The sequence below is a fragment of the Desulfothermus sp. genome (assembly GCF_053993635.1).
The window spans coordinates 1-2,218 of record NZ_JBMYBT010000108.1; the positions used below are offsets into that span (position 1 = coordinate 1).

The window sequence follows — 2,218 nt, forward strand, 5'->3', positions numbered from 1 at the left end:
GGCTCCTATACCCAATGGCCTCAGCTAGGTGATTTATTTCTATTTTTTCTTTTTTATCTAAATCTGCAATTGTCCTTGCTATGCGAAGGACCCTGGTATATGCCCTTGCAGATAATCCCAATTTTTCCACTGCATTTTGTAAAAATTCATGTTCTTTTTCGCCAAGTGAGCAGAATTGATTCAGCCATTTACCATATAGTTTACTATTGGTTGAAAAGGGTAAGTCCTTATATCTTTTTTGTTGCACATCCCTTGCCGATAAAATCCTTTCCCTCATAACCTTAGAGGATACACCACTTACATTTTGTTTTAAGTCTTCATAAGGTACAGGCCCTACTTCTACGTGTAGGTCTATTCTATCTAAGAGTGGACCAGAAATCTTTGATCTATATCTCTGGATCTGGGTAGGTGTACATAAACATGTATGTTTTTTGTCGCCAAAATAGCCGCATGGGCAGGGATTCATTGCAGCGACTAACATAAAATCAGCTGGATATGTTAAAGACATAGATGCCCTCGAGATTGTCACTTTTCCATCTTCTAAGGGTTGTCGCAAGACCTCAAGTACGTGTTTTTTAAATTCTGGTAATTCATCTAAAAAAAGGACTCCTTTGCTCGCCAAAGATACCTCTCCAGGTGAAGGATATCTACCACCACCAATTAGTCCTGCATCAGATATTGTGTGGTGAGGGGCCCTAAATGGACGTCTCACTATGAGACTTTGGTTATTTAGCAGGCCTGCAACGCTATAAATCCTTGTAACCTCCAATGCCTCATTAAATTCCAGGGGAGGGAGTACAGTAGGTATCCTCTGGGCAAGCATTGTCTTGCCGCTTCCAGGAGGGCCAATAAACAGGACATTGTGTGACCCTGCTGCAGCTATTTCAATAGCCCTTTTGGCGTGGTTTTGTCCTTTTACCTCATCAAAATCTATTAAAAATTTTTCCCTTTGAGACCAGAGACTCTTTATGTCTAATTTTATGGGCAGGGCCTGTTTTTGTCCTGTTAGGAACTCTACACATTCCAAAAGTGAACCAGCTGCTATACAATCAATGCCATCTACAACACTTGCCTCTTTTGCATTTTTTTCTGGCAGGATAATCCTTTTTATTCCGCTCTCTTTTGCCATCATGGCGATTGAGAGCGCTCCAGAAACAGGCTTTAGCTCGCCATTTAAAGATAACTCTCCTATGAACAGGGTATCATTTAAAGAAGAAGGTTTAATTTTTTCAAGAGCACACAAAATCCCTATTGCAAGGGGTAGGTCATAGGAACTGCCTTGTTTTTTTATATCTGCAGGTGCTAGATTTACCGTAATCCTTGAGGCTGGAACTTTGAAGCCACAATTTTTTAACGCAGTAAACACCCTCTCCTTGCTTTCCTTAACAGCACCCTCAGCAAGCCCCACCATCCGAAAACAGGGGATCCCGGACCTTGTTATGTCTATCTCTAAAATTACAGGCTGGGCCTCTATACCAATTAAAAGTGCGCTTTTTACCTTGGCAAGCATATATAAAACCAATTACAAATTTTTCTGTGTTAATGAATAATCTTAAACATCCTGTTCCATCTAATGTTGGTTATGCCCTGCCAGGACCAGTAGATGATCCATGCCTTTCCCAAAATTTTGTTCTCCTTTACAAAGCCCCAGAACCTTGAATCATATGATTCATCTCTGTTGTCTCCCATAACAAAATATTTGTGTGCAGGGACCTTTATAGGTCCAAAGTTATCCCTGAGCCTTGGATCAAACCTCTTTGGGGGCCATTTGTCCATTGGAAATGTTTCTCTTATTATTGAATAAGACGTGTGTATTGCATATGGCTCATTTAGCTTTTTGCCATTTCTATATACCACTTTATCCTTTATTTCAATTACATCTCCAGGCACTCCAATTACCCTCTTAATAAAGTCTTTGGATTCATCAAGTGGGAATTTAAAAACAATAACATCCCCAAACTTAGGCTTAGACACTGGGATTATTTCCTTATCAATAAACGGAAGTTTTACCCCGTATATGAATTTATTTACCAGTAAATGATCCCCAATTTGCAATGTTGGTATCATGGACCCAGAAGGTATTTTAAATGCCTGAATTATAAATGCCCTGATAAAAAAGGCCAATATAAATGCAATAACTAAGGCTTCTACATATTCCTTTACGATTTCACTAAAAGATTTTTTCATTTTAAAAAATCACTCCTTAATATTAAGTGTT

2 protein-coding genes are annotated in these 2,218 nt (G+C 39.0%); both read right to left on the bottom strand.

Annotation, left to right across the window (positions count from 1 at the left end):
- The coding region (locus tag ACY2V1_RS08060) for a YifB family Mg chelatase-like AAA ATPase (RefSeq protein WP_461834284.1) at nucleotides 1–1,510 on the bottom strand (1,510 nt) is incomplete at its 3' end.
- 29 nt (nucleotides 1,511–1,539) lie between these two features.
- On the bottom strand, nucleotides 1,540–2,187 hold the full coding sequence (lepB, locus tag ACY2V1_RS08065; protein ID WP_461834285.1) for a signal peptidase I: 648 nt from the start codon (nucleotides 2,185–2,187) through the stop codon (nucleotides 1,540–1,542).
- Nucleotides 2,188–2,218: the final 31 nt, after the last annotated feature.